Annotated in this window: 22 protein-coding genes and 1 pseudogene; 11 read left to right on the top strand and 12 right to left on the bottom strand. The window is 64.1% G+C overall.

The window, feature by feature from the left end; translation table 11 throughout:
• Window positions 1-213: pseudogene (locus NCR93_RS30370) on the top strand (hypothetical protein); the annotation flags it as partial.
• A gap of 199 nt (window positions 214-412) precedes the next feature.
• Here the strand turns inward: NCR93_RS30370 and NCR93_RS30375 are convergent.
• Window positions 413-1582, bottom strand: a complete 1170-nt coding sequence (locus NCR93_RS30375) for a zinc-dependent alcohol dehydrogenase (protein ID WP_175982182.1) — start codon at window positions 1580-1582, stop codon at window positions 413-415.
• Window positions 1583-1724: 142 nt separating this feature from the next.
• On the opposite strand from NCR93_RS30375, the gene NCR93_RS30380 reads away from it, so the two are divergent.
• Window positions 1725-2237: a flavin reductase family protein gene (locus NCR93_RS30380; RefSeq protein ID WP_033535646.1), complete on the top strand. Its 513-nt coding sequence runs from the start codon at window positions 1725-1727 to the stop codon at window positions 2235-2237.
• A gap of 85 nt (window positions 2238-2322) precedes the next feature.
• Here NCR93_RS30380 and NCR93_RS30385 read toward each other — a convergent pair whose 3' ends face one another.
• The 3 genes from NCR93_RS30385 to NCR93_RS30395 all read right to left on the bottom strand — a co-directional run bounded on the left by NCR93_RS30385 (window position 2323) and on the right by NCR93_RS30395 (window position 4259).
• Window positions 2323-2805: a DUF3597 domain-containing protein gene (locus tag NCR93_RS30385; RefSeq protein WP_175982181.1), complete on the bottom strand. Its 483-nt coding sequence runs from the start codon at window positions 2803-2805 to the stop codon at window positions 2323-2325.
• A 67-nt stretch (window positions 2806-2872) separates the two neighbouring features.
• The gene (locus tag NCR93_RS30390; RefSeq protein WP_235366132.1) at window positions 2873-3334 is read right to left on the bottom strand and encodes a response regulator; all 462 of its coding nucleotides are present in this window, start codon (window positions 3332-3334) and stop codon (window positions 2873-2875) included.
• 49 nt (window positions 3335-3383) lie between these two features.
• Window positions 3384-4259, bottom strand: coding sequence for a manganese catalase family protein (locus NCR93_RS30395; protein ID WP_008345754.1), 876 nt, complete (start codon window positions 4257-4259; stop codon window positions 3384-3386).
• A 324-nt stretch (window positions 4260-4583) separates the two neighbouring features.
• On the opposite strand from NCR93_RS30395, the gene NCR93_RS30400 reads away from it, so the two are divergent.
• The 4 genes from NCR93_RS30400 (at window position 4584) to NCR93_RS30415 (ending at window position 6702) form a co-directional block, all read left to right on the top strand.
• Window positions 4584-5684, top strand: coding sequence for a YihY/virulence factor BrkB family protein (locus NCR93_RS30400; RefSeq protein WP_175982180.1), 1101 nt, complete (start codon window positions 4584-4586; stop codon window positions 5682-5684).
• 57 nt (window positions 5685-5741) lie between these two features.
• A complete protein-coding gene (locus NCR93_RS30405; RefSeq protein ID WP_175982179.1) occupies window positions 5742-6206 on the top strand; it encodes a hypothetical protein in 465 nt (154 codons plus the stop codon).
• Between the two features lie 46 nt (window positions 6207-6252).
• Window positions 6253-6456: a CsbD family protein gene (locus NCR93_RS30410; RefSeq protein WP_008345751.1), complete on the top strand. Its 204-nt coding sequence runs from the start codon at window positions 6253-6255 to the stop codon at window positions 6454-6456.
• A 72-nt stretch (window positions 6457-6528) separates the two neighbouring features.
• Complete coding sequence (locus NCR93_RS30415; protein WP_008345750.1) at window positions 6529-6702, top strand: hypothetical protein; 174 nt, start codon at window positions 6529-6531, stop codon at window positions 6700-6702.
• 6 nt (window positions 6703-6708) lie between these two features.
• On the opposite strand, the gene NCR93_RS30420 is transcribed toward NCR93_RS30415, so the two are convergent.
• Genes NCR93_RS30420 through coxB form a run of 7 tightly spaced genes read right to left on the bottom strand, consistent with a single transcriptional unit; the run spans window position 6709 to window position 13094 of the window.
• A complete protein-coding gene (locus NCR93_RS30420; RefSeq protein ID WP_239295273.1) occupies window positions 6709-7935 on the bottom strand; it encodes a c-type cytochrome in 1227 nt (408 codons plus the stop codon).
• Window positions 7936-7988: 53 nt separating this feature from the next.
• Window positions 7989-8351, bottom strand: a complete 363-nt coding sequence (locus NCR93_RS30425) for a c-type cytochrome (RefSeq protein WP_175982177.1) — start codon at window positions 8349-8351, stop codon at window positions 7989-7991.
• Between the two features lie 4 nt (window positions 8352-8355).
• Entirely contained in the window at window positions 8356-9282 is a 927-nt protein-coding gene (locus NCR93_RS30430) for a cytochrome c oxidase assembly protein (protein ID WP_175982176.1), read from the bottom strand.
• A complete protein-coding gene (locus NCR93_RS30435) occupies window positions 9261-9596 on the bottom strand; it encodes a hypothetical protein (RefSeq protein WP_033535647.1) in 336 nt (111 codons plus the stop codon). Before NCR93_RS30435 ends, NCR93_RS30430 begins: the two co-directional genes overlap by 22 nt.
• Window positions 9593-10222, bottom strand: a complete 630-nt coding sequence (locus NCR93_RS30440; RefSeq protein WP_175982175.1) for a cytochrome c oxidase subunit 3 — start codon at window positions 10220-10222, stop codon at window positions 9593-9595. The genes NCR93_RS30435 and NCR93_RS30440 overlap by 4 nt, the downstream gene beginning before the upstream one ends.
• Window positions 10219-12141, bottom strand: a complete 1923-nt coding sequence (ctaD, locus tag NCR93_RS30445; protein WP_175982174.1) for a cytochrome c oxidase subunit I — start codon at window positions 12139-12141, stop codon at window positions 10219-10221. The genes NCR93_RS30440 and ctaD overlap by 4 nt, the downstream gene beginning before the upstream one ends.
• Window positions 12138-13094: a cytochrome c oxidase subunit II gene (coxB, locus tag NCR93_RS30450; RefSeq protein WP_175982173.1), complete on the bottom strand. Its 957-nt coding sequence runs from the start codon at window positions 13092-13094 to the stop codon at window positions 12138-12140. The genes ctaD and coxB overlap by 4 nt, the downstream gene beginning before the upstream one ends.
• A gap of 140 nt (window positions 13095-13234) precedes the next feature.
• On the opposite strand from coxB, the gene NCR93_RS30455 reads away from it, so the two are divergent.
• The 3 genes from NCR93_RS30455 (at window position 13235) to NCR93_RS30465 (ending at window position 14450) form a co-directional block, all read left to right on the top strand.
• Window positions 13235-13672 carry a CBS domain-containing protein gene (locus NCR93_RS30455; protein ID WP_033535648.1) on the top strand — a complete coding sequence of 146 codons (438 nt, stop codon included), beginning with the start codon at window positions 13235-13237 and terminating at the stop codon, window positions 13670-13672.
• Between the two features lie 105 nt (window positions 13673-13777).
• On the top strand, window positions 13778-14122 hold the full coding sequence (locus NCR93_RS30460) for a response regulator (RefSeq protein WP_008345740.1): 345 nt from the start codon (window positions 13778-13780) through the stop codon (window positions 14120-14122).
• Between the two features lie 109 nt (window positions 14123-14231).
• Window positions 14232-14450, top strand: a complete 219-nt coding sequence (locus tag NCR93_RS30465) for a hypothetical protein (RefSeq protein ID WP_175982172.1) — start codon at window positions 14232-14234, stop codon at window positions 14448-14450.
• 18 nt (window positions 14451-14468) lie between these two features.
• Here the strand turns inward: NCR93_RS30465 and NCR93_RS30470 are convergent, their stop codons facing one another.
• Complete coding sequence (locus tag NCR93_RS30470) at window positions 14469-15596, bottom strand: L-dopachrome tautomerase-related protein (RefSeq protein ID WP_175982171.1); 1128 nt, start codon at window positions 15594-15596, stop codon at window positions 14469-14471.
• A 158-nt stretch (window positions 15597-15754) separates the two neighbouring features.
• Between NCR93_RS30470 and NCR93_RS30475 the strand changes: the two genes are divergently transcribed.
• Complete coding sequence (locus NCR93_RS30475; protein WP_175982170.1) at window positions 15755-16774, top strand: FUSC family protein; 1020 nt, start codon at window positions 15755-15757, stop codon at window positions 16772-16774.
• Window positions 16775-16836: 62 nt separating this feature from the next.
• Window positions 16837-18048, top strand: a complete 1212-nt coding sequence (locus NCR93_RS30480) for a DUF2252 family protein (RefSeq protein WP_175982169.1) — start codon at window positions 16837-16839, stop codon at window positions 18046-18048.
• Window positions 18049-18051: the final 3 nt, after the last annotated feature.

Below are 18051 nucleotides of genomic sequence, written 5' to 3' on the forward strand. Positions count from 1 at the left end.
ATCATCGGCGGCGCGCTCGGCGGCGGTGCGGGCACGGCGGCAGGCAACGCCATGGGCGGCCGCGGCGGCGGTCTGATCGGCGCGGCGCTCGGCGGCGGCGCGGGCGCGGCATTGGGCGGCAATGTATCGCGCTCGAATTCGTACGCGGACGACTACAGCCGCGGCTATAACGGCCGTCGCGGCAAGCATCACAAGCATCATCGCCACGACTGACGTTCACGCGTCGGCATGCTGTCTGCGCGCGCCTTTCATCGCATCGAGCACGGTCCTTGAATGCGATGGATGCGCGCAATGATCACGCACGTCGCAGAGGCGCCGCTTTCGGCGTCCGCGCGCTCGCGCGCCGCTTCGCCGGCCCGAGCGCGCATCCAAACGCAAAGCGACGCGTCCTCACCCTGCGCGGGTGCGTCGACTAAGGCTTCAGGACCACCTTGATGCACCCGTCCTGCTTATCGCGGAAGGTTTCGTACATCTGCGGCCCGTCCGCCAGATTCATCCGGTGCGTGATGACGAAGGACGGATCGATCTGTCCTTCTTCGATGCGCTTGAGCAAGTCGTCGCTCCATCGATTGACGTGCGTTTGCCCCATGCGCCAGGTGAGACCTTTGTTCATCGCCGCGCCGAACGGAATCTTGTCGATCAGTCCGCCATACACGCCCGGCACCGAGAGCACGCCCGCCGGACGGCACACGTAGATCATCTCGCGCAGCACATGCGGCCGGTCGGATTCGAGCATGACGGCCTGCTTGATTCGATCGTAGATGCCGTCGAACGAGCGCGTCGCGTGCGACTCCATGCCGACGGCATCGATACACTTCTCGGGGCCTTTGCCTTGTGTCAGATCGCGCAAGCGGTCGAGCACGCTTTCGTCCTTGAAGTTGATCGGGATCGCGCCCGCCGCCTGCGCCATCGCAAGCCGCTCGGGAATGTGATCGATGACGATGACCTGTCGCGCCCCCAGCAATATCGCGCTGCGGATCGCCATCTGCCCGACGGGGCCCGCGCCCCAGATCGCGACGGTGTCGGTCGGTTCGATTTCGCAATTGACCGCGGCCTGCCATCCAGTCGGGAAGATGTCGCCGAGAAAGAGCACCTGTTCGTCGGAAAGGCCATCGGGGATCTTGATATGGGTCTTGTCCGCGAACGGCACGCGTACGTATTCGGCCTGTCCGCCCGCATAGCCGCCTGTCAGATGCGTGTATCCGAAGAGGCCGGCCGTCGTATGACCGAAGAGTTTGTCGGCGGCGTCCTTGTTCCGGTTCGAGCGTTCGCAAACGGAGAAATTGCCCCGCTTGCATTGATCGCATTCGCCGCAGATGATCGTGAACGGCACCACGACACGATCGCCCACTTTGAGGGCGGTGTTATCACGGCCGACTTCGACCACTTCGCCCATGAATTCGTGACCCATCACATCGCCCGATTCCATGCCGGGCATGAAGCCATCGAACAGATGGAGGTCCGAGCCGCAGATCGCGCAAGTCGATACCTTGATGATCGCATCGCGGCCGTGCTCGATCACGGGGTCCGGAACGGTGTCGTAACGGATGTCTTTCTTGCCATGCCAGATGAGTGCCTTCAAGGTCGCCTCCTGCGGATTGATCCGATCGTCGGATAGGTGCGTCGTCGCTGCCATTCGACTTGCGCAACGCGTATTCCCGCCGAGGCATGGCACATGCACATGCACGCTTGAACGATTCCTCCGACATAAAGGATAAAGCGCGATGACAAACGGTATGGCCGACCTCTTCCGGCGTCTGACGGCAGGCGTCCATGTGATCGGCGTGGCGGACGGCGCGACCAAGAACGCGTTTACGGCGAGCTCCGTCATGCAGGTCTCGTTCGACCCGCTGCTCGTTGCGATCGCAATCAATCCGGCGCATGCGTCCTATCGGATACTGCAACGCGGACGCGCGTTCTCCATCAACGTGCTGCGTTCGGATCAGCAGACGTTGGCCGCGCACTTCGGGACACAATCGGGCCGCACGATCGACAAGCTGTCGTCGACGCCTTGGAAAACCGGCCGAAGCGGCGCGCCGATACTGCCCGATGCGCTGGCGTATTTCGACTGTCAGGCTATCGGCGATATCGAAGCCGGGGATCATCGCCTCGTGACAGGCAGCGTGATAGACGGTGCGGTGCTTTCTCCCGAAGCGCAGCCGTTGATCTATGCCGCGACGGAAGATCTGGACCGGAGCGCGCAGCTCTACGCCAAGTCGTTCAACGAATCGAAGTAGAAGTTACGCTTGCGGCGGCCGGTGACGAAGCGCGTCGCATGCTGTGTCGAGATTCGTTCATGGATCGATCAGGGAAAGCGGGTTCTCATTTCAGATCGGCCGGCACCTTGCCGCCGTTCTCCGCGAGCTTCGTCATGACCTGCTTGTGCAGCCAGATGTTCATCGTGGCGGAGTCGTCGGTGTTGCCGGTGTAGTGCAGTTCTTGCGCCAGCGCCTTGCGCGATTCGAGACTGCTATCGAGATCGAGCAGCTTCAGCAGATCGACGATGGACGATCGCCAGTTCAGCGCCGCGCCGTTTTGCTGCTGCTTTTGCGTGAGGATCGCAATGACGTCCACTTCGGGCAATGGCGTGACCGGTGGCCGTGCAGGCTCGACGCCGGGCGTTGCGGGCGTGCCGGCGGCGCCGCTCGCCGAACCCAGAGGCGTGCTGGTCGGATTGCCCGATGACGTCGTGCTCGATGGCGGCGCCGCATTGGGTGCCGCAGGCGGCACGGTCCCGCCGGAAGCGGTCGCCGCCGGATGGTCGTGCGGAAAGATCTTGTTCAATATGTTCGAGAAGATGCTCATGTTTTCCTCTGTGCGTCAGTGATGTCGATGTTCCGCGCATCGCGCATCGAGCGTGCCGCGCGTCTCGTCATGCGACGGGCCCGTGCACGAAGTAACGAAGCAACGGCGCGAAGGTCATCGCGTCGGTCGGCTTCGCGCAAAATGCGTCGAATCCCGCTTGCTTCGCGCGTTGCAGATCGGCCTCGCTTGCTGCCGCCGAATGGGCGATAAGAATGGTCCCGGACGTGTTCGCGTCCGCGCGAAGGCGGGCGGCGACTTCGAGCCCGGACATGTCGGGCATCCAGATATCCAGCAGGACGACTTCCGGTTTGCATCGCGTGGTCGCGTCGATTGCGCCGAGGCCGCCGTAGACGGCATCGGCATCGAATCCGCACACGGCCAGAACCATGCTGATGGCGTCGGCCGTGTCCACATAGTCGTCGACGACGAGCACGCGCGGCGTGCCGGGCGCGGTTTTCGTTCTACGTGTCCAGATCGCGCATTTCGGTACCAGGTATTCGCTCACGGCACTCATGATTCGTTGGCGCATCGATAACGCTCGAACGGCGCTGCCCCGAACCGGAGCAGCGCCGCGGGTCTTACACTTCGTTCGCCTTTCCAGCGCCCAGGTCGGCGCCGGTGGTCGGATCGGCGGACGGATCCGAAGCCGTGCGCGATGCCATCGCCTGCAGCACTTCGACATCGCGTTCGGTCACGGTCACGGTGGCCGCTCCGTCGCCGCCATCGACGGCCGGTTGCGGATCTTCGACGAACTTCCAGTCGCCGCCTTCGTTCCACGGCCCGCGCGCGTCATTGCCCTTCGACATGTTGAAGTACACGCTCGTGAACTCCGGCTCGCCCGGCAGCTTGCCTTGCGGGAAGTTCGGCTGAATCGAATGAAGCGCCTTTTCAAACGACTTCTGATGCGCAATTTCGCGCGTCATCAAAAAGCCCAGCGCTTCCTTGATGCCCGGATCGTCCGTCACGTTGATGAGACGCTCATAGACGATCTTCGCGCGTGCCTCAGCGGCGATATTCGAGCGCAGGTCGGCCGTCGGTTCGCCGATGGTGTCGATATAGGCAGCGGTCCAGGGCACGCCCGCGGAGTTGGTGAGGGCAGGGCCGCCGCCATAGAGCAGCGCGGTGGTGTGCGAATCGTTGCCGCCGCCCGTGAGCGAGCGATACAACTCGGCTTCCGATTCCACTGCTTCCGCGAGCTGGCCCTTTGCGCCCTTGTTCAGCATCGCGACGATCGAGCCGATCACTTCGAGATGGCTCAGTTCTTCGGTGGCGATATCGAACAACAGGTCCTTGCGGCCCGGATCGTCTTCGCCGACAGCTTGCGTGAAGTACCGGCACGCGGCAGCCAGTTCGCCCTGCGGCCCGCCGAACTGCTCGAGCATCAGATTGGCGAGACCCGGATTGGGCGCGCTCACGCGGACGGTGTATTGCAGACGCTTGTTATGCACGAACATTGCATGGCTCCTTTTAGGGCGCACGAAACCCTTCACGGTCCCGGCGCGAATCATCAAGGTTGGACGGTTATGCTCGCAGCGACCAAGAGGACGTCGAAGGCGTCGGTTACGGTCATGCTGCTGCAAGCCTCAGCGCGATGCATCGCGCTGGCGTATCGCGGGGGAAAGCCGCGTCGTGGAATGGAAGGCCGGCTGTCCGGATCGAGTCCGCGGCATCGGCCTGAATGGGAATCAGCAACGCGTATGCCACGCGATCCAACTGACTTCGAAGGAGCGGGCATCGACGATGCTTGATGCCGAGCGGATGAATCAACGGAGACAACCATGAACGTCAAGTCGCTTATGGGACGAACCTTCGCGTGGCCCGCACGCACGTTCAAACGTTTCAGCGCGGATCGTGCTGCGCCGATGGCCGCGAGCATCGCGTTCTATTCAGCGTTCTCGCTCGCGCCGACGCTCGTCATGGTGATCGCCGTCGCTGGCATCGTGTTCGGCGCGGAGGCCGCTCGCGGTCAGCTCTTTCATCAGATCAACGGCATGCTCGGCAAGGATGCCGCCGCGAGCGTGCAGGCGATCGTCGAGCACGCGCATCAGAGCGGCGGAAGCGGCATTGCCGCGGTGATCTCGTTCGTACTGCTGGCCGTGGGCGCATCGGCGACGTTTTCATCGTTGAACACGGCGCTATCGATCATCTGGCCGAAAAGCGGCAGAGAAAAATCGGGCGTCGCCACGCTCGTCAAGGTTCGGCTGATCTCGTTCGGTCTCGTGATGGGCGTCGCGTTCCTGCTGATCGTGTCGCTCGTGCTGGACACCGCCGTGCAGGCCGCGGGCAAATGGGTGTTCGGGGAATCGCCGCTCGTCGTCATCGGCGACATCGTGCAGTTCGTGCTCGGTCTCGCGATCCTTTCGTGCGCTTTCGCCGCGCTGTTGAAGTATCTGCCCGATGGTCACGTACCGTGGCGCGATGCGCTCGTAGGCGGCGTTATCTCCGCGGTGCTGTTCTCGGTCGGCAAGAAGCTGTTCGCGCTCTATCTCACGCATGCCGGGACCGCGAGCGCATTCGGCGCGGCCGGCTCGCTCGCCGTGCTCCTGATGTGGCTGTATTTCGCGGCAGCCGTCATGCTGCTGGGCGCGGAAGCCGCTGCAACGCGAGTCGAGGCGCGCGAAGGCAAGACCGACGAATCGAACGAGAAGCGCGAGCCTCATGCAGCGCCGGCGACGAACGTGCCCGCCAAGACAGGTCCGCAAACCGCGCCCGCGATGCAAACGCGCCCGAGCGTCGCGCCGAACGGTTCGCCGGTGATCGCGAAGGTAATCGGTGCGGTAAAAGCGAACCCGAGTCGATTCGCAATCGCCGCGGCAGGCGCGACGCTCTTCGTGTTCGCGAGGGGCGGACATCGACATCACACGGAAAGACGTTCCTGAGCAACTTCGGCACGGCGGATGCTGCGAAACGCGTGAGCGTTCGGCAAGGAGCCACACATGCAAGGGCATTTCGACGACCTGATGAAGCGGGCCATCTATTCAGGCTCCGCTGCGGGACTGGCTTCGGCTTGCGCCGCGTCGACCGCGGCCGTTCGCGCGGGACACGAGCCATACGCGGCGATCAACGCCGTATCCCACTGCTTATGGCCGAGAGCAATCTGGCATGAAGAACCGAGCTTCAGATACAGCGCGTTCGGCGCAACCATTCACATGGGAAGCGCGGCTTTCTGGGGCGTGTTGTTCGAGTCGTTATGCGGACCGCGTTCCCGGCCGGCGACGATCGTCGCCGCCGCCGCGACGACCGCGCTCGTCGCCTATGTCGTCGATTACCACGCCGTGCCCAAACGAGTCACGCCCGGCTTCGAAGCTCATCTGTCGAAGCGCTCGCTCACGATGACCTACGTCGCGCTCGGCGCAGGCTTCGCGATCGCGGCGCTGATTCGCGGACGCGCGGCGCGCTGAAGGCATCGGCTGTCATCGCCATTTGTCCATCACACAGGAGCACACGATGAACAAGGATCAAAGGGAAGGGATCAAGGAACAGATCAAAGGCTGGACCGATACGGCCATCGGCACCGTGACGGGCAATGAAGATCGCAAGGTGAAAGGCGATGTCGAAATTACCAACGGCGCCAATCGCAAGGACTATGGCGATCAGAAGGACAACATCGAAAAGGGCGTGGAAGACCCGGGCGATCCGACCAACGAGTAATCGATAGCGCGCAAGCGTTGAAACAAGAGTGGCCGTATGGTGCGGCCGCCGTAACCGTAAGGAGCATCGAACATGAGCACGCCATCCCAGCAAAGCGGACAGGACCAGAAGCCCTCCGACGACGAAACCTTCACCACCGATGTCTCCGAAACGGACGACGAAGGCACGACCGTGCGCGAAGCCGAAGTGCGGAAGGACGACCTTTCCGAAGTCAAGCCGAACGAGGGCGCGGGCACGCCGGAGTAACGCACGTCATTTGTGGATGGTCGCGCGAAACGATCCCACGTCGTTGGCCGTGACCGGGCGCGCGTCGTTGCCCCACGACGCGCGCACATACGTGAGCACTTGCGCGATCTGTACGTCGGTGAGGCGTCCGGCGAAGGGCGGCATCGCCTGACGTGGCGGGCCGTGGATCGTCGCGGGGCTGTTGCCGCCTTCGACGAGCAGCCGGATCAGCGAGGTCGTATCTTCGCTGATGACCGAGGGATTGCCCGCCAGCGCGGGAAACGCATTCGGCACGCCCTTGCCATCGCTTCGATGACACTGCGCGCAAAACCCCGCATAGACCGCCGCGCCCTGTTCGGGCGCAACGTCGGGCGCGCGCGTCTTGAGACGTCCCGCCGACGCAAGCGACGGATCGAACACGCCGTCCGCCGCGCCGGTCGCGGGCAGCGTCTTCAGATAGACGGCGATCGAGCGCAGATCGTCATCGGTCAGGTATTGGGTGCTGTCCTCGATCGTTTCGACCATGCTGCCGAATGCGGCCATGCCCGCGCCGTGGCCCGTCTTGAGAAACGCGGCGATATCGTCCTGCGCGATGCGCCCGAGCCCCGAGCCGGAATCTCCGCGCAAATTCGGCGCGAACCAGTTGTCGTTGACGCCGCCGGAGAGGAACGTTTTCGATGACTCGTCGTATCCGCGTTCCTGATATGCGATGCCGCGCGGCGTGTGGCACGAGCCGCAATGCCCGAGCGACTGCACGAGATAGGCGCCGCGATTCCAGCTCGCATCGCGATCGGCGTGCGGTTCAAACCGCTGCTTCGGCGCGAACGCCATGCGCCACAGAGGCAACGCCCAGCGCTGGTTGAACGGAAAGGGTACTTTCGTTTCCGGCGGCCGGTGATTCACGGGCGGCACGCCATGCATCATGTAGGCGTAGAGCGCGCGCAGATCGTCGTCGCTGATCTTCACGAACGCCGGATACGGCATCGCGGGATAAAGCCCCTTGCCGCCCGGCGCGACGCCCTCGCGCAACGCCCTCGCAAAGTCCTCGTAGCTGTATGTGCCGATGCCCGTCTCGCGATCCGGCGTGATGTTGCTGCTGACGATGGTGCCGAACGGCGACGTCATCTCGAGCCCGCCCGCATACGGCGCGCCGTTCGAGGGCGCGGTATGGCATCCGGCGCAGTCGGCGGCTTTGGCGAGATACGCGCCGCGCGCAATCAGTTCGGGCGATGGCGACGCCCTGTCGTCCGCCATGACGGCGAGCGGCCACAGAAGCAGAACGGAGAGGATGCGGGATACGTTCATCGTTATTGGTGATACAGGTATGCGGCGATGTCACGCGCATCGATTTCGCCGACGCCGAGATCGGGCATCGCGCTCTGCGGTGAAATGCGCTGCGGAAAGCGGATCCATGTCTGCAGATTCTCCGGTGTGTTCGGCAGCTTGCCCGCGACATAAGCCCGCTCGCCGATGTTTTGCAGCGTCGGTCCGACCTTGCCGTAAGCGCCCGGCACGCCGTCGATCCGGTGACACGCGCCGCAGCCGTAACGCTGGATCGCATCGAGGCCGTGTCGCGGATTGCCGCCGGTGATCGCGTCGGCCGAAGGCGGCTTGTCCTGGCAAGCGGCGAGCGTAGCGATCAGAAGGAGCGCGATTGGAGTCGTGTGCATGTGCTCATCCTTCGCTGGCCACGTCGGCGACGGCGCGCGGCGGCGGCCGCCGCATCAGCCAGCGCGCGCCGACGAGCAATCCGCCGATCAGATACGCAAGCCCGCCCGGAACCCACATCACCAGACCGCCGAGTTGCTGATCCTGCAAGGGATCGAAGCCGAGGGCGCGCGTCGTCTCGATGCACGACGGATACCAGATACCCGGCGCGAGCGTCAGCAGCGCACCGAGCGCGCCGGTGTGGACCATCGTCGTGAAGAGGGAAAGCATCGCGTGGGCATTGGATGCGCCCTGCGCCTCCGATGCGCGGCCGAACACCGTCCACCAGAACAGCAGCGCGCTCGCCAGAAAACTGGCGTGCTGAAGCGTGTGGATGCCGGGGCGCGCGAGCGCCGCCTCGAAGAAGCGCGGCGCGTGCCAGCACCACAGCGCGGCGGCGTGCAACGTCCACGCGACGACGGGCAAGGTCAGGAAGCGCCATGGCAGTTTGATCCAGCGTGAACGCGTCGCCGCGCCGATGCGCGCTCTCGCGTTCGCGGGAAACGCCCAGAGCCACACGGCGAGCGGCCGGCCGATGACGAGCAGCGGCGCGGCCACGAGCATGAAGAGCTCGTGCTGCAGCATGTGCGCGGAGAAGAGCCATTCGCTCAATGCGTGCAGCGGCGAAACCAGCGCGACGACGAGCGTCGACCATCCGGCGGCGAACGCGATCAGCTTCGCGGTCCGCTCGCGACGGCCTTGCGCGCCGCGCTTGTGCAGCTTCAGATAGCCGGCGAGATAGAGCGTCAGGCTCGCCGCCAGCACGGCGACGATCCACGGTTCGAACGTCCACGCGAGCGGCGATGCCTCCGTCGCTGCGACGTGGGCATACCCATCGGCGGACGACAGGAGCACGCAAGGCAGCGCGCATTTCAGCAGGCGGACAGTAGCCATTGCGGTATCGAAATCGCGATCACGGAAAGCACCGACAGCGCGCCCACACCGGCTGCGACCGCCGCGATGAAACCGGCGCGTGCCGGACGGTCGCCGGTATCGGGCGTCGGCAGGGCGAGTTTGCGCCGCGCGTCGCGCCAGCGCTGCCATGCGAGCAGCGTCGCGGCCACGCAGACGATCGCGCTCGCGCCGCTCACGCCGTCGAGCAACGCATGGCCTCCGAGCCGGCACGCGGGCGTCACCAGCGCGTAGTTCAAGCTGAGACAGGCGAGAACGATGAACGGAGCGCCGAGCAGCGCGAGCCAGGTTTTCATAGCCGCGCCGCCCAATAGATGACGCCGTAGATCGGCAGCCAGCTCAACACGACGAAGTACCAATAGAGCGCGTTTTCGCTGACATCGACGAGCCGCTTGCCCTCGAACGGCCCCGTAAAGAGCAGCACCGTGAGCACGGCCGTATCGACGGTATCGGTGATGAGGTGAGTCGTGTGCAGACCGAGCAGCAGCCAGATGACCGAGCCATACGCGTTCGCGTACCAGCTCACGTTGAGCGATGCGAATTCGAATCCGCGTATCACGAGGAAAATCACCGATGCGACCAGGCACACCGCGAGCCAGATCGCCGCTTTCCGGCGATCGCCACGTTCCGCCGCGTTCTTCGCGAGCTGGTTCGGCCACAGGCTGGCGAGCAGCACGACCGTGTTGAGCGTGCCCCAGAAAAGACGCGGCGGCTCGGCCGCCATCGGCCAGGCGGGGGCGCGCGTGCGCAGATAGAAGACCATCATCACCGCGATGGCGAACACCGTGCCTTCGATCAGCATCAGACCGGCCGTGCTCCACCACATGAGGCTGCGGTGACTGAAGGCGAAGGTCGGCAACGCGCGCACGTCGAGCACGAGCTCGCCGGTGCCGTGCGCTTCGCGGCGCGTTTCGGCGTTCATGGCCGGCGCTCCCGCGCGACCGCGAGCCGGTTCTCGCCGCGACTCGGCCAGAACCAGCCGATCATCGCCACGGCGACCGGCAGCGACGCCCATACGATCGCCCACGGCGTGTAGATCGAGCCGATGAACAGAATCGTCGTGGCGACGGCGCTTGCGAACGGCCACAGAGAGGGCGTTGGAAACATCGGCCGATGATCGGGCTGCGCATCGAGCACGCTCGTCACGAGCACTTCGCGCGCATCGGCGGCGAGACCCGCGACGAAGGCCGGTTGCGCGGACGGCTCCCACAGCGGATCGCGTCCGTGCACGACCGGAATCGCATCGAAGTTATGCGGCGGCGGCGGCGACGGCACGCTCCATTCGAGCGTGCCCGCGCCCCACGGATCGGCGGCGGCGCGTTCGTCGCTGCGCATCGTCTTCACGACATTGACGATGAAAAGCAGCACGCTCAACGCGATCATGTAAGCGCCGAATGTCGCCGTGAAATTCATGCCGTCCCAGCCCATGCCGTGCGGATACGTCCACACGCGCCGCGGCATGCCTTCGAGTCCGAGCAGATGCATCGGAAAGAAGGTCACATTGAAGCCGATGAAGAACAGCCAGAATTGCCATTTGCCGAGCCGCTCGTCGAGCAAGCGTCCCGCGAATTTCGGAAACCAGTAGAAGAACGCGCCGAAGAGCGGAAACACCGCGCCGCCGAGCAGCACGTAATGCAGATGCGCGACGACGAAGTACGTATCGTGAACCTGGAGGTCGAGCGGCACCGACGCGACCATGATGCCGGTCATGCCGCCCATCACGAGGATGAAGAAGAACGCGAGGACGAACAATAGCGGCACGCGCAGATTGAGCTTGCCGGTCCATAGCGTGCCGATCCAGCAGAAGATCTGTATCGCCGATGGAATCGCGATCATCAGGCTCGCCGCCGTGAAAAAGCTCTTGCCGAGCTCGGGAATGTTCGTCGCGAACATGTGATGCACCCACAGCCCGAAGGCGAGGAACGCCGTGGCGATGAGCGACAGCACCATCGCCGGATAGCCGAATATCGGGCGGCGCGCGAACGTCGGAATGATCGACGAGATGAAGCCGAGCGGCGGAATGAAGATCAGATACACCTCGGGATGGCCGAAGAACCAGAAGAGGTGTTGCCACAGCAAAACGTCGCCGCCCTTCGCCGGGTTATAGAAATGCGTGCCGACGAGGCGGTCGAGAATCAGCGCTGTGCTGCACAGCATGACGGCGGGCATCGCGAAGATCACCATGAACTGCGTGACGAGCGTCGCCCAAACGAAGAGCGGCATGCGGTTGAGCGACATGCCGGGCGCGCGCAGCTTGAAGATCGTCGTGATGAGAACCACCGCTTCGAGCAGGCCGGAAAGCTCGGTGAAGGTAATCATCTGCGCCCAGATGTCCGTGCCCTTGTTCGGCGAGTAGTCGGGACCGGCGAGCGGCACGTAGCTGAACCAGCCGGTGTTCGGCGCGGTGTTCACGGCGAGCGCGGCGAACAGCAGCAAGCCGCCGAACAGGAACACCCAATACGCATACGCGTTCATGCGCGGAAATGCGATGCTGCGCGCGCCGATCATCAAAGGCACGAGGTACGCGGCGACGGCCTGCATCACCGGCACGGCGAAGAGGAACATCATCGTCGTGCCGTGCATCGTGAAGAGTTCGTTGTAGAGGTTCGGGCCGATCAGCCGCTGATCCGGACGCGCGAGCTGCGTGCGCATCGCGAGTGCGAGCAAGCCTGCGAGCACGAAGAACACGAAGGTCGTCACGATGAAGCGTCGCGCAATCGTCTTGTGATTGACCGCGCTCAACATGCCGATGAAGCCCGGCGGATCGCTCCAGGTTTTCGCGAGCGCATCGCGCACTTCGGGCGATGCGTGCGGACCGTCTGTCAGCGGTGCTTCACTCATTTGAGCGTCTCCATCCAGACGAGCAGCGCTTGCAGATCGGCGGGCGGCAGGCGCGTCGGCGGCATGACGGTGCCGGGCTTGAGCGCGCGCGGATCGACGATCCATCCGGCGAGATTGCCGCGATTGTTGGAAAGCGTCCCGGCCGCGATGAACTGCCTGCTCGCGACATGCGTGAGATCGGGGCCGATCGTGCCTTGCGCTTCGGTGCCGCGCACGGTGTGACAGCGCGCGCAGTCCTGGCTCATGAACACGTCGCGGCCGCGCACGGCGATGTCGTCCGATGGCGCGATGGACGGCTGGCGCTGACGGGCGGCCCACGCTTCATACTGCGCAGGCGGATCGGCGATGACCTGAAACGCCATCAACGCGTGTTCGTAACCGCAGAACTCGGCGCATTGTCCGCGATACACGCCCGCCCTGTCCGCGCGAAACTCGATGGTCGCATCGCGGCCGGGAATCATGTCTTTCTTGCCATGAAGATTCGGCACCCAGAACGTGTGGATCACATCGGCGGCTTTCAGCGACACGACCACCGGCCGTCCGACCGGCACATGGAGTTCGTTGGCGAGCGTGAAGCCGGGCGCGTCGCCATCGTTCGCGTAGCGCACCTGCCACCACCATTGATAACCCGTCATCTCGATGCGCAACGCGTTGTCGACGGGCAGGCGCGAGAGCGCGCGGTCCGTTAGGACATCGGCGAGAACGAGACCGAAGAGCAGAAAGGTGGACACGCCCGTCGCGGCGACGACCCAGAAGCGCACGCGCGGCTCGCGATGCCCGACAGCGGAGAGATCCGCAGGCGTTGCGCGATTCGCGCGAGGCGCGCGCATCATCGCGATGAGACACGCGAGCAGAATCGCCGCGAACACAACGCAGCAGACGGCCAGCGTCAGATGCCACAGGTCGAGTATGCGGCTGGCTTGAATGCCCGCGGGCGTCAATGCGCTTTGCATGGGTGCATCGTCTCTATGGACAGAAAGCGGACGTGCGACCTGATTAGCAATCGGCGTGCCGCACGCTGACGCGAGACGGGGGCATGACGGATGCTGTTTCTCTCATCGCGAGAACAGCGTGATTCAGACGGGAGAATGTCATGACCAAGGTAGCCGATGTAATGACACGAGACGTGCAGGCGATCGCGTCGGGCGACACGATTCGCCGCGCAGCCGAGCTGATGGACGAATTGAACGTGGGCGCGCTGCCGGTATGCGACGGCACGCGGCTCAAGGGCGTCGTGACGGATCGCGATATCGTGGTTCGCGCGGTATCGGCGGGCAAGGATGCTTCGTGCGCCGTGCAGGAAGTGGCGAGCGAGCCGGTGGAATGGTGCTTCGAGAGCGACGATATCGAAGACGCGATGCGCCGGATGGAACGGTTGCAGATACGCCGTATGCCCGTCGTGAACGGAGAAAAGCAACTCGTCGGGATGCTTGCGCTGGGAGATATCGCGACATGGTCGGACGGCGAAGTTGCGTCGACGCTCGGCGCGATATCGACGCCGTCCGTGCCGAGTCGCGATGAACCGAAATAGCGTCGTGTCGAAGTCCGTCCGAGCGGTACGGGATTTGCTCGCGTTGCGACAGGATGCGCGTCCCTTCAAACACCGGGAGCCGGCCGCAATCGGCCGGAATCGACAATGCTGTTTCTGTTCGTCGAAGATGATGCAAACGTCGCCGCGGCTTTCGCCGAACTGGCCGCCTCGCTCGGCCATCACGCGGACGTCGCGCGTACCGGCGGCGAGGCGCTGCGCATGACAGGCCAGACTCGCTACGACTCCGTGTTCATGGATATCGGCTTGCCGGATATCGACGGACGCAAGCTCTGCGAATTCGTGCGCTGCGCGGGCGCATCGACGGAGGCGTGCATCGTCGCGGTGACCGGTACGCGCGGATTCGACATGGATTCATCGCGTCAATTCGACGGCTATCTGCGCAAGCCCGTTACCGCATCGGAACTCACGGATGTCATCCGAAGCTGCTGAGGCACCGTGCGTGCGACGTTGCGCGGATCGCGCGGCTACGTATCCTGCATAACATTCGCTTGAGGTGAGCGACGCTACGATCGCAGCACGACAACGCACGTGCGCCTTCATGAACCGATACTTCACCAACACGCAGGGCGCCATCCGCCGCATCATCGATCTGAAGCGCAGCGGGCCCGAGGCGAGCCGCGCGAACGTCGTCGGCCAGCAGAAGGACGGCAGGGAAGTCCAAGGACTCGAGCAAGTGCTTCTTCACTTGCGCATCGGACGCATCGCCCATTTCACTTGCAGCAGTTCATATGTTCAGGAGATCGTCTTCGTCAGCTAGCGACGAAGACGGCATTCGCTAGCGTCCCCTGATCGCATAGAGCCGCGTCGGTAACGCGACGGGGCTTTGCGGGTCGAACCAGCTCATGTCGGGAATGCGCGAATCCGTGACGTAGATCGTGCCGTCCGCGCCTTCCGAGAACGTGTCGGGCCAGACGAGACGCTTGTCGCGCAGCAGCGTCGTGAAGCGATCGCCGTCACGCACGCGGATCGCGTGATGTTCGACCGACGACACGTAAAGCCGTCCGCGCTCGTCGAACCAGAGACCGTCCGCGGGACCGTCGATGCCGACCGCTTCGACGCGCGACGAAACCTGCTGCGCGCTCAACTGCGCGTTCTGAAGCGCGTCGGTCGCGATGCGATACAGCGTCTTGCCCTTCACCGCCTGCCAGTACAGATAGCGCCCATCGGGCGTCAGCGCGATGCCGTCGGCGGAAAAGCTCACGCGCCGTCCGTCGGTCTGCTGCAGCGGCTTGCCGTCGACCATCACGGTCACGCTCTTGTCGGCCTGCGTGCTCGGGTCGCCGTCGAGCACGCGGCGCGCCGAGCCGGACGCCGTATCGACAACGACGATCGCGCCGCGTACGCCCGAATCGGTGATATAGACGAAGCGGCCGTCCGGGCTGATGCGGACATCGTTGAGATAGCTGCCTTGCGGTGCGATGGTTTCATCGAACGAATAGACATGCGCGACGCGGTTCGATGCCAGATCGATCTGCACGAGCTTCGGCGCGCCCGGCACGACGAGCGACTGCGCCGGCGCACCCGGATCGATGACCCACAGATTGCCGCGCTTGTCCGCGACGACGGACTGAACGCAGACCCAGTGATCCTGCGGCGTGACTTCATCGCGACGTGAATTGCGCCAGCTATTCCAATCGGCATCGGGATAGGGTCGCAGATCGCCGGTGCTGCCGAGCTCGGCGACGGATATCGGCGCGTCTTCCGTCCAGCGCGGAAAGTTGACGAAGGTGCGGCCATCGGGCGTCACGGTGACGCCGGTCACTTGATGCTCGAAGGTCGCGACGAGCCGAAGCCTGGCATCGCCGCCTTGCCGGTCGTGTCGGCTGGCGGTTTCCTGTGCGGCGGCCATCGGCGAGAGGGCGGCGAGGCTCAGAACGAGGAGGGTTTTGACGAGCGGTCTCATGATCGGCTCCGATTCGGGGATGCGCCATTTCAGCAATCGCAATGCCGTGGCATGGGCACAGGCGATGCTCGCATCGTGCAAACCTCTCAGCGACTCAAGCCGAATTGACAATCATACGAAGACGCCCCCGACGCATCGGCCGGTTCGATGCGCTGCGCATGTGCGTGCAATCGCTCATCGCGAGCGTGCTGACGTATGCGTGCATGAATTTCATCGGTTCATCCAGTACAACGTGGGGCGTTTTTTCCAGCCTGTTCGCGCTGCAGGTGAGCTTCGACCGCAGCCTCAAGTACGGCGTAGGCCAGATGATCGGCGCGGCAATCGGCACCGTGGTAGGCCTCGCGACGCTGCATTTCTTTCCCGATGCCGCCGATGCCTTCCCGCGGCTCGGTCTCGCGACGCTCGTCACATGCCTTGCGTCGACGCTCTTCCCGACGACGAACTACAGCATCGTCGTGGCGGCGGCGCTCGCGCTCGAACCATCGGCGGGCGTTGCAGGCGCGGTGTCGCGCGCCGAAGCGATCGCGCTGGGCGCGGCCATCGGCATCGGTGTGTCGTTGAGCGTGTGGCCGCAACTGTCGCGTTCGCGCGCCTTCGAGATCATGGGCGAGCTTCTCGATGACTGCCGTGCGTTGCTCGCGACGATGCCGATCCTCGGTCCGCTCGAAAACCGCGAACGCGTCGATGCGCTGCATGAGCGCTTTCTGCGCCATCTCGTCGAAGCGCGCGCGGTCTGCGGCGAGACGCGCGTGCGTGCGCGCTTCGAAACCGGATCGTCGCTCGGCGCCGCGCTCGTCGCTTTCGAAACGCTATGGCATGGACTGGTGCTGCTCGATCGCATCGGGCAATCGCAATGCGGCTGGCTGACGAACGAGGAAACGGAGCCGCTCGCGGAGCGCATCGAACTCGTGCGCGATTGCGCAAGCGGCTATCTGCAGGCACTGGCTGCATGGATGCGCGGCGGCGCACCGCTGCCGCCTGCCGAACGCTTCCTCGGGCCGCTGAACGATGCGTCCGCTGCCGTCCAATCGGATATCGCGAACGTGATTCTCGGCTACGCGAACGACTCACGGCAGTTGCAGGCGTTGTCGACGCTGTCGTTCGCACTGGAACAGATCAAGGCGAATCTCGCGAATATCGCCGGCGTGCTGGAAACACGCTTCGATCGATCCGCGTAAGCCGTTTGCAAGACGACGGCACACCATCTGCTCTGTCTTCCGACCACCTACGGCGATCGGATATGAGCAAGAACAGCAAAGCGAACAAAGGCATGCCCGCGCCCGATGACCGGCAGGCGCTTCTGACCGAACTGCGCCGTTGCAAAATGGCGCGCTCGCCGCACGCGTACGTCAGGGGCAATACCGAACGATTCTATGAGTGGGTGATGGAGGCGAACGGCGATTCGTTGCCTCGCGGCCCGGCGGTGTGGATTTGCGGCGACTGCCACACAGGCAATCTCGGACCGATTGCCAATGCCAAAGGCAAAGTGGAAATCCAGATTCGCGACCTCGATCAGACGGTGATCGGCAACCCGGTGCATGACGTCGTTCGTCTGGGCTTGTCGCTTGCGACGGCTGCGCGCGGATCATCGTTGTCGGGGCTGAACGTCGTGCGAATGATCGAGGCGCTGGCCGCAGGATATGAATCGGCATTCGCGGATGAAGTCATCGACATCAAGCGTCCCGAACCCGTTCATGTGACGATGAAGGAAGCCGTGCATCGATCGTGGCAGCATCTCGCGCGCGAGCGCATCGAGGACCTGCATCCGACGATTCCCTTGGGCAAACGCTTCTGGCCGCTTGCCGGAGACGAGCGAAAGGCGATCGAAGCGCTCTTCGCCGATGAGGACATCGCAAGCCTGCCGACGAGCCTGAAGGGACGCAAGGATTCGGGCGAGATCGTCGTGCTGGACGCGGCGTACTGGGTAAAGGGTTGCAGCTCGCTCGGCCGTCTGCGTTATGCGGTCCTGCTCGATGTCGATGGTGGCGTCGTCGAAGGCGACGACCTGTGTCTGATGGACATCAAGGAAGGCGTGAAGGCCGCCGCGCCCCGTTACGACGACGTCGCGATGCCGCGCGACAACGCCTTGCGCGTCCTCGAAGGCGCGCGAAACCTGTCGCCGTTTCTCGGTGAACGCATGCGCGCGGCCCGCCTGCTCGATCGCGGCGTGGTGATCCGCGAGTTGTTGCCGCAGGACATGAAACTCGAGATCGAGCAACTCTGCAAGGATGACGCGATGCACGTCGCGCATTATCTCGCGGGTGTCGTAGGCAAGGCGCATGCGCGTCAGATGGACGACGCAACGAAGCGCGAGTGGCGAGCCGAACTCGGCCGCAATCGATCGAAGACCATCGACGCGCCGCTATGGCTTTGGAACAGCATCGTGCAGTTGGTGAGCAGCCACGAAGCGGGCTACCTCGAGCATTGCCGCCGTTACGCGACCGACGCGTGAGGG

The sequence above is a fragment of the Caballeronia sp. ATUFL_F1_KS39 genome (assembly GCF_023630985.1).
Lineage (GTDB): Bacteria > Pseudomonadota > Gammaproteobacteria > Burkholderiales > Burkholderiaceae > Caballeronia > Caballeronia zhejiangensis.

What these genes read in the sequence shown, in the direction of transcription:
- NCR93_RS30430 (WP_175982176.1), bottom strand. Translation starts at nt 9,282, where the DNA reads ATGGCTACTGTCCGCCTGCTGAAATGCGCGCTGCCTTGCGTGCTCCTG.
- ctaD (WP_175982174.1), bottom strand. Translation starts at nt 12,141, where the DNA reads ATGAGTGAAGCACCGCTGACAGACGGTCCGCACGCATCGCCCGAAGTG.
- NCR93_RS30380 (WP_033535646.1), top strand. Translation starts at nt 1,725, where the DNA reads ATGACAAACGGTATGGCCGACCTCTTCCGGCGTCTGACGGCAGGCGTC.
- NCR93_RS30385 (WP_175982181.1), bottom strand. Translation starts at nt 2,805, where the DNA reads ATGAGCATCTTCTCGAACATATTGAACAAGATCTTTCCGCACGACCAT.
- NCR93_RS30465 (WP_175982172.1), top strand. Translation starts at nt 14,232, where the DNA reads ATGAACCGATACTTCACCAACACGCAGGGCGCCATCCGCCGCATCATC.
- NCR93_RS30460 (WP_008345740.1), top strand. Translation starts at nt 13,778, where the DNA reads ATGCTGTTTCTGTTCGTCGAAGATGATGCAAACGTCGCCGCGGCTTTC.
- NCR93_RS30390 (WP_235366132.1), bottom strand. Translation starts at nt 3,334, where the DNA reads ATGCGCCAACGAATCATGAGTGCCGTGAGCGAATACCTGGTACCGAAA.
- NCR93_RS30395 (WP_008345754.1), bottom strand. Translation starts at nt 4,259, where the DNA reads ATGTTCGTGCATAACAAGCGTCTGCAATACACCGTCCGCGTGAGCGCG.
- NCR93_RS30405 (WP_175982179.1), top strand. Translation starts at nt 5,742, where the DNA reads ATGCAAGGGCATTTCGACGACCTGATGAAGCGGGCCATCTATTCAGGC.
- NCR93_RS30410 (WP_008345751.1), top strand. Translation starts at nt 6,253, where the DNA reads ATGAACAAGGATCAAAGGGAAGGGATCAAGGAACAGATCAAAGGCTGG.
- NCR93_RS30415 (WP_008345750.1), top strand. Translation starts at nt 6,529, where the DNA reads ATGAGCACGCCATCCCAGCAAAGCGGACAGGACCAGAAGCCCTCCGAC.
- NCR93_RS30455 (WP_033535648.1), top strand. Translation starts at nt 13,235, where the DNA reads ATGACCAAGGTAGCCGATGTAATGACACGAGACGTGCAGGCGATCGCG.
- NCR93_RS30435 (WP_033535647.1), bottom strand. Translation starts at nt 9,596, where the DNA reads ATGAAAACCTGGCTCGCGCTGCTCGGCGCTCCGTTCATCGTTCTCGCC.
- NCR93_RS30425 (WP_175982177.1), bottom strand. Translation starts at nt 8,351, where the DNA reads ATGCACACGACTCCAATCGCGCTCCTTCTGATCGCTACGCTCGCCGCT.
- NCR93_RS30480 (WP_175982169.1), top strand. Translation starts at nt 16,837, where the DNA reads ATGAGCAAGAACAGCAAAGCGAACAAAGGCATGCCCGCGCCCGATGAC.
- NCR93_RS30420 (WP_239295273.1), bottom strand. Translation starts at nt 7,935, where the DNA reads ATGGCGGACGACAGGGCGTCGCCATCGCCCGAACTGATTGCGCGCGGC.
- coxB (WP_175982173.1), bottom strand. Translation starts at nt 13,094, where the DNA reads ATGCAAAGCGCATTGACGCCCGCGGGCATTCAAGCCAGCCGCATACTC.
- NCR93_RS30440 (WP_175982175.1), bottom strand. Translation starts at nt 10,222, where the DNA reads ATGAACGCCGAAACGCGCCGCGAAGCGCACGGCACCGGCGAGCTCGTG.
- NCR93_RS30470 (WP_175982171.1), bottom strand. Translation starts at nt 15,596, where the DNA reads ATGAGACCGCTCGTCAAAACCCTCCTCGTTCTGAGCCTCGCCGCCCTC.
- NCR93_RS30475 (WP_175982170.1), top strand. Translation starts at nt 15,755, where the DNA reads ATGTGCGTGCAATCGCTCATCGCGAGCGTGCTGACGTATGCGTGCATG.
- NCR93_RS30400 (WP_175982180.1), top strand. Translation starts at nt 4,584, where the DNA reads ATGAACGTCAAGTCGCTTATGGGACGAACCTTCGCGTGGCCCGCACGC.